General features: G+C 61.9%; 5 protein-coding genes. 4 read left to right on the top strand and 1 reads right to left on the bottom strand.

Annotated features, from left to right (window positions below):
- Together QOC89_RS02045 and QOC89_RS02040 are read left to right on the top strand one after the other, a co-directional pair.
- A partial coding sequence (locus tag QOC89_RS02045) for an electron transfer flavoprotein subunit alpha/FixB family protein (protein ID WP_323043491.1) occupies positions 1-342 on the top strand: 342 nt, incomplete at its 5' end.
- A 103-nt stretch (positions 343-445) separates the two neighbouring features.
- Positions 446-2,236 carry an acyl-CoA dehydrogenase gene (locus QOC89_RS02040; protein ID WP_323043490.1) on the top strand — a complete coding sequence of 597 codons (1,791 nt, stop codon included), beginning with the start codon at positions 446-448 and terminating at the stop codon, positions 2,234-2,236.
- A 148-nt stretch (positions 2,237-2,384) separates the two neighbouring features.
- Here the strand turns inward: QOC89_RS02040 and QOC89_RS02035 are convergent, their stop codons facing one another.
- On the bottom strand, positions 2,385-3,671 hold the full coding sequence (locus tag QOC89_RS02035) for a D-amino acid dehydrogenase (protein WP_323043489.1): 1,287 nt from the start codon (positions 3,669-3,671) through the stop codon (positions 2,385-2,387).
- Between the two features lie 168 nt (positions 3,672-3,839).
- Between QOC89_RS02035 and QOC89_RS02030 the strand changes: the two genes are divergently transcribed.
- A complete protein-coding gene (locus QOC89_RS02030; RefSeq protein ID WP_035547518.1) occupies positions 3,840-4,328 on the top strand; it encodes an Lrp/AsnC ligand binding domain-containing protein in 489 nt (162 codons plus the stop codon).
- 101 nt (positions 4,329-4,429) lie between these two features.
- Positions 4,430-5,422 (top strand): PA0069 family radical SAM protein (locus tag QOC89_RS02025; protein WP_323043488.1); only part of this gene is annotated, 993 nt, incomplete at its 3' end.

Raw genomic sequence — 5,422 nt, 5'->3', positions numbered from 1 at the left:
TCGGGTGGCCGTGGTCTGGGCAACGGCGAGAACTACACGAAGGTTCTGGAGCCGCTGGCCGACAAGCTGAACGCAGCGCTCGGCGCATCACGCGCAGCGGTGGATGCGGGCTTCGTGCCGAACGACTATCAGGTCGGCCAGACCGGCAAGATCGTCGCGCCGCAACTGTACGTGGCTGTCGGCATCTCGGGTGCGATCCAGCATCTGGCCGGCATGAAAGACTCGAAGGTCATCGTTGCGATCAACAAGGACCCGGAAGCGCCGATTTTCAGCGTCGCCGATTATGGTCTGGTGGGCGATCTGTTCACGGTTGTGCCGGAACTCGTTAGCGAGCTTGGCTAAGCGCCGCAGCGCCGGTTAAAAGGCGTCTGGCAGCACACGAAAGGGCGCGGGACCGATCAAGTCCGGCGCCCTTTTTTTATCGATAGGCAGGAGGAGAACTGAAATGAGCTATACGGCGCCGATCAAGGACATGCTGTTCGTGATGAAAGAGCTGGCCGGTCTCGAAGATATCGCAACGCTGCCAGGCTTCGAAGATGCGAATCTCGACACGGCGCAAGCCGTGCTCGACGAATCGGCGAAACTGTGCGGCGAAGTGCTGGCCCCGCTGAACGTGGAAGGCGATCGCAATCCCAGCAGCTGGAAGGATGGCGTGGTCACCGCAACGCCCGGTTTCAAGGACGCCTTCCGCCAGTTCGGCGAAGGCGGCTGGCAAGGCGTGCAGCATCCGCTCGACTATGAAGGCCAGGGCCTGCCCAAGCTGATCGCCACCGCTTGTATCGAGATGCTGAACGCGTCGAATCTGTCGTTCGCGCTGTGCCCGCTGCTCACGGATGGCGCCATCGAGGCGCTGCTCACGGCCGGCAGCGAAGAGCAGAAACAGACCTACGTGCCCAAGCTGATTTCCGGCGAGTGGACCGGCACGATGAACCTGACCGAGCCGCAAGCCGGCTCCGATCTCGCGCAGGTACGCACGCGCGCGGAGCCGCAAGGCGACGGTTCGTTCAAACTGTTCGGCACCAAGATTTTCATCACGTGGGGCGAGCACGACATGGCGAAGAACATCGCCCATCTCGTGCTGGCGCGTACACCGAGTGCACCGGAAGGCGTGAAGGGCATCTCGCTCTTCATCGTGCCGAAATTCCTCGTCAACGGCGACGGTTCGCTCGGCGAGCGCAACGACGTGCATTGCGTGTCCATCGAACACAAGCTTGGCATCAAGGCGAGCCCAACCGCGGTGCTGCAATTCGGCGACCACGGTGGTGCGATCGGTCATCTGATCGGCGAGGAAAATCGCGGCCTCGAATACATGTTCATCATGATGAACGCAGCGCGTTTCGCGGTGGGCATGCAGGGTGTCGGCGTGTCGGATCGCGCGTACCAGCGGGCCGTCGCATACGCTAAAGACCGCGTGCAAAGCCGGCCGGTGGACGGTTCCGCGAAGCAGCCGGTGGCGATCATTCAGCACCCGGACGTGCGCCGCATGCTCGCGACGATGCGCGGCCTCACCGAAGCATCACGCGCGTTGGCGTACGTCGCCGCGGCGCACTGCGATATCGCGCATCGTCATCCTGACGAAGCCACGCGCGCTCAACATCAGGCGATCTACGAATATCTCGTGCCGATCGTGAAGGGCTGGAGCACGGAGCTGTCGATCGATGTGACGAGCCTCGGCGTGCAAGTGCACGGCGGCATGGGCTTCATCGAGGAGACGGGCGCCGCGCAGTACTACCGTGACGCGCGCATCCTGCCGATTTACGAAGGCACGACCGCGATCCAGGCGAACGATCTGATCGGCCGTAAGACCGTGCGTGACGGTGGCAAGGTGGCGAAGTCGCTGCTGGCCGGGGTGACTGAAACGATCGAGACACTCGGCGCGCAACAAGGCGCTGCGTTCGAATCGATGAAGAAATATTTGGAGCAGGGTCACCGCTCGTTGAGCACCGTGGTTGATTTTGTCGTGACCAACACGAAGGGTGATCCGAACGCGGTGTTTGCCGGCAGCGTGCCGTACCTGAAACTGGCGGGCATTGTGCTGGGCGGCTGGCAGATGGCGCGTGCGCTGCTCGTGGCGGCTGAAAAGCGCGACCAGGATCCCTCGTTCTACGGCGCAAAGATCGCGACCGCCCAGTTCTATGCCGAGCATGTGCTGCCGCTGGCTTCGGCGCTGGAAGCGTCGATCGTTAGTGCGAAGGGCGGGGAGGGCGTGCTGGCGTTGTCGGAAGATCAGTTCTGATGGTGTACCTGTCTCGAGCGACGAGGTAGCGAAAGCTCCGTCCAAAAAAGCAAACGGCGCCCTTGTGAGGCGCCGTTTGCTTTTGTCGCGCCGGTCTGTCTGCACGACGAGCCGGCTCAACCTCTCGCGAAGCGTAAAGCGTTAAACCTCAAGCATAAGCCGGGCGATGTGCGCCGCCGGTCTCGCCAAGATAGCGATGCACCGACAGGTCGTCCGCCTTGATCGCCGGCTGCTTGCCTGACATCACGTCAGCCAGCAATTGACCCGAGCCGCACGACATCGTCCAGCCCAACGTGCCGTGACCCGTATTCAGGAACAGGTTTGCCACCGGCGTGCGGCCGACGATCGGCGTGCCATCCGGCGTCATGGGACGCAGGCCGGTCCAGAAGGTCGCCTTCGACGTATCGCCGCCGCCCGGGAACAGATCGTTCACGCAGAGTTCCAGCGTTTCGCGGCGCGCCTGACGCAACGACTTGTCAAAGCCGACGATCTCCGCCATGCCGCCGACGCGAATCCGGTCGTCGAAGCGTGTGATCGCGATCTTGTAGGTCTCATCGAGCACGGTCGAAACGGGCGCGGACGCTTCGTTGACGATCGGCGCGGTGATCGAATAGCCCTTGAGTGGGTAGACCGGAATCTTCACGAGACCGGACAGGAATTGGGTTGAGTACGAACCCAGCGCCACGACGAACGAATCCGCGCGCACCAGTTCATCACCGCATTGCACGCCGGCAATGCGGTCGCCCGCCATGGCGAGTGCGTCGATCGGCGTGTTGTAGCGGAACTTGACACCCAGTTGCTCGGCCAGCCCGGCGAGGCGCGTGGTGAACATCTGGCAGTCGCCGGTTTCGTCGCCCGGCAGACGCAGGCCGCCCGTCAGCTTGTGAGAGACCGCGGCGAGCGCCGGTTCGGCATGCGCGAGTTCGGCCGGCGACAGCAGTTCATACGGCACGTTGGCTTCCTGCAGCACGGCGATATCTTTCGCGGCGCCGTCGAATTGCTGTTGCGTGCGGAACACCTGCAGCGTGCCGCCCGTGCGCCCTTCATACTGGATGCCGGTTTCGGCGCGCAGCGCCTGCAAACAATCGCGGCTGTATTCGGCGAGGCGGACCATGCGCCCTTTGTTCACCGCATAACGCGACGACGTGCAGTTCTGCAACATTTGCCACATCCACTGCAACTGGAATTGCGTGCCGTCAAGGCGGATCGCGAGCGGCGCATGCTTCTGGAATATCCATTTGACGGCCTTCAGCGGCACGCCCGGCGCCGCCCACGGCGACGCGTAGCCCGGCGAGATCTGGCCGGCATTGGCAAAGCTGGTTTCGAGCGCCGGACCCGCCTCGCGATCGATCACCGTGACTTCATGACCGGCGCGTGCCAGGTAATAAGCACTCGTCACGCCGACGACGCCACTGCCTAAAACGACGACTCGCATAGCTGCTCCAGGTATCTAATAAGCGATCTGAGGGCGGTGCGCTCGTCGATTCGTTGGAATACGTTCGATTAACGAGGTGTAATGCGGCTCGCCCAGTGTTAACCGCTATACTATTGACAGTCAGGTAGGTTTTGTTATTGTATTTTCAAGATTTTCAGCAAAAACACTATGCGTACACAGCGCCAACCGGTCCGGTCCCTCGACAAACTCGATCACAAGATTCTGCGGCTCCTGCAACAGGACGGCCGGATGGCGATGAAAGACCTCGCCGAACAGGTCGGGCTGTCGGTTACGCCATGTATCGAGCGCGTCAAGCGGATGGAGCGCGACGGCGTGATCACCGGCTATCACGCACGTGTGAACCCCGCTGAACTGGGCGCGGCGCTGCTGGTGTTCGTCGAGATCACGCTCGATCACAAAAGCGGCAACATGTTCGACCAGTTCCGCCGCGAGGTGCAGAAGATCCCCGAGGTGCTGGAATGCCACCTCGTGTCGGGCGATTTCGACTATCTGATCAAGGCGCGCATCGGCGAAATGGCCGACTACCGCAAGCTGCTGGGGGACATCCTGTTGCAATTGCCCGGCGCGGTGCAGTCGAAGAGCTACGTGGTGATGGAAGAGATCAAGGAAACGCTGACGATTGCAGTTGGCGATTAGCTCGCGCGGAAGGTATCTGGCGGGACTCGACAAACGGCGTAAACACTGTATATTTGTACAGGTGTTTTGCGCCGTTTTTTTAGTTTCTGCGTGCCCCAACCGTGACAGATTCCGACATCCACTCCGCCAACGAATTTCCGATCGCCCCGCCCGCGCCTCGCAAAGGGCGTGGTGCAGTGACGAATCTGCAAGGCCGTTACGAAGTCGACCAGCGCGAAGTGGTGGACGACGGCTGGCTTTCGTCGCCGCAAGAAGAGGGCGAGCTCAAGGTCTTACGCACGCAGGTTTTCGAGGAGCGGGCCAAGACGATTCTCACGCGCAACGCGTCGCCGGACATTCCGTTTAGCGTGTCGCTGAATCCTTATCGGGGCTGTGAACACGGCTGTATCTATTGCTTTGCGCGTCCTACGCATAGTTATCTGGGGCTGTCGCCGGGGCTTGATTTCGAAAGCCGTATCTACGCGAAGGTGAATGCGCCGGAGTTGCTCGCGCACGAGTTGTCGAAGAAGTCCTACGTGCCGGAACCGATTGCGCTCGGCGTGAATACGGACGCCTGGCAACCCGCTGAGCGAGATTTGCGGCTCACGCGGCGGGTGATCGAAGTGCTCAGTGAACGCGGTCAACCGTTCGCGGCGATCACCAAATCGTCGCTGATCGAACGCGACCTCGATTTGCTCGCCCCCATGGCGGCGCGCGGGCAATTCATGGCCGCAATCACGATCACCACGCTAGACGCGGATATCGCGCGCACGCTTGAGCCGCGTGCGGCCACGCCGGCGCGTCGCTTGCGCACGATCCGTACGCTGAGCGAGGCGGGTATTCCGGTTGGTGTCAGCATCGCGCCAGTGATTCCGTTCGTCACCGAGCCGGACATGGAGCGCGTGCTGGAAGCCTGTGCTCAGGCCGGCGCGTGCAATGCGAGCTATATCGTGCTGCGCCTGCCGTGGGAAGTTGCGCCGCTGTTCAAGGATTGGCTCGCGGCGCATTTTCCCGATCGGGCCGACCGGGTGATGAGCCGCGTGCGCGATATGCGAGGCGGGAAAGACTACGACTCTTCGTTCTCTGCGCGAATGAAGGGCGAAGGCTTGTGGGCG

The sequence above is a fragment of the Paraburkholderia sp. genome, from assembly GCF_034668105.1.
Classification (GTDB): domain Bacteria; phylum Pseudomonadota; class Gammaproteobacteria; order Burkholderiales; family Burkholderiaceae; genus Paraburkholderia.
Note: the sequence above shows the minus strand (reverse complement) of the source record. Positions and strands in the feature narration are given on the sequence as shown.

Excerpts from the sequence above, each read along its gene's own strand:
- QOC89_RS02040 (WP_323043490.1), top strand. The coding sequence starts at position 446 with ATGAGCTATACGGCGCCGATCAAGGACATGCTGTTCGTGATGAAAGAG.
- QOC89_RS02035 (WP_323043489.1), bottom strand. The coding sequence starts at position 3,671 with ATGCGAGTCGTCGTTTTAGGCAGTGGCGTCGTCGGCGTGACGAGTGCT.
- QOC89_RS02030 (WP_035547518.1), top strand. The coding sequence starts at position 3,840 with ATGCGTACACAGCGCCAACCGGTCCGGTCCCTCGACAAACTCGATCAC.